Annotated in this window: 2 protein-coding genes; both read right to left on the reverse strand. The window is 51.4% G+C overall.

Annotated features, from left to right (window positions below; genetic code table 11):
• On the reverse strand, positions 1 to 436 hold a 436-nt coding region (locus JCM12296_RS35015; protein WP_172684277.1), incomplete at its 3' end, for an IS91 family transposase.
• Positions 420 to 1,136, reverse strand: a 717-nt coding sequence (locus JCM12296_RS35020) for a tyrosine-type recombinase/integrase (protein ID WP_157068207.1), incomplete at its 5' end; no start/stop codon positions are given. The genes JCM12296_RS35015 and JCM12296_RS35020, both read right to left, overlap by 17 nt.

Consider the following 1,136-nt stretch of genomic DNA (forward strand, 5'->3'; position numbering starts at 1 on the left):
CGTTCTTCGGATTCTTGCCGAAATCGAGCAACGTCTGGCTGGCGGCCTGAAACAGGAATCCCAGCATGAGTGGTTTGTTGCACAAAATCAAAGGATTCAATTCATGGGGAAGGGTGAAAACATTGTGAAAATAGTTGACCGGCAAAAGTTCGGCCTGCCGGGCGGACAACCAGCGCTGCTTGGTGATGGTCTGGCATTTCGGGCAATGCCGGTTGCGGCACGAGTTGTAAAGGATGCGTTCGGCTGCGCATTGATCGCACATTTCAACGTGCCCGCCAAGATAAGCGGTCCGGCAATTTAAAATGTCATATACGACCCTGTAATGCTCCGGCGGCATATTGTATTTTTTGAGATAGTCACCGATGTGGCAGCGCAAAATATCCGCCACCTCCACCTGTCGGTTTGCCGGTTGAGGATAATTATTGATTGAATTCATCGTCATCCTCCCACGGCGGCGCCTGTTGTTCCGGCTCTTCGATAAAATCCAGAGGGCTCTGGACCTTTGCCAGCCCGTTTCTGGAAACGTGAAGATAGACCATGGTGGTGGACAACGAGCGATGCCCCATGAGAAGCTGTATCTTGCGCACATCATAGCCGGCTTCCAGCAGATGAGTGGCAAAGCAGTGACGAAGGCAATGAATACCCTTGCCCTTGGTGATGCCGGCATCGCTCTTGGCACGGCGGTACATTCTCTGAATCGATGTGATGCTCATGGGAGTGTCTGGGCGTTTACCGTAAAACAGCCAATCTGTCGGGCGGTAGACCTTCCAATAGGCCCGTAGTTCCTCCAGCAGTTTTGTTGAAAGCAGCGTATCGCGGTCTTTCATGCCTTTACCCTGATAAACCCGGATCACCATCCGCGCACTGTCGATGCTACTGACTTTCAGTGCCGCCACTTCGCTGACCCGAAGCCCTCCAGAATAAGCCGTCATCAATATCAGCCGATGCTTGAGATCCGCCGGAGTGTCGATGATCATGCGAACCTGCTCTCTGCTGAGAACTTCAGGTAGGATTTTAGGTTTACGACGACTTGGCATATTCAATGCGATTTCGCTGTTTACCAGTGTATGCTGGTAGAAAAACTTCATCCCGGAAATGATAACATTGCGTGTGCTTGCGCTCTTCCCTTCATCTTT

It is taken from the genome of Desulfosarcina cetonica JCM 12296 (assembly GCF_001311845.1).
Taxonomy (GTDB): domain Bacteria; phylum Desulfobacterota; class Desulfobacteria; order Desulfobacterales; family Desulfosarcinaceae; genus Desulfosarcina; species Desulfosarcina cetonica.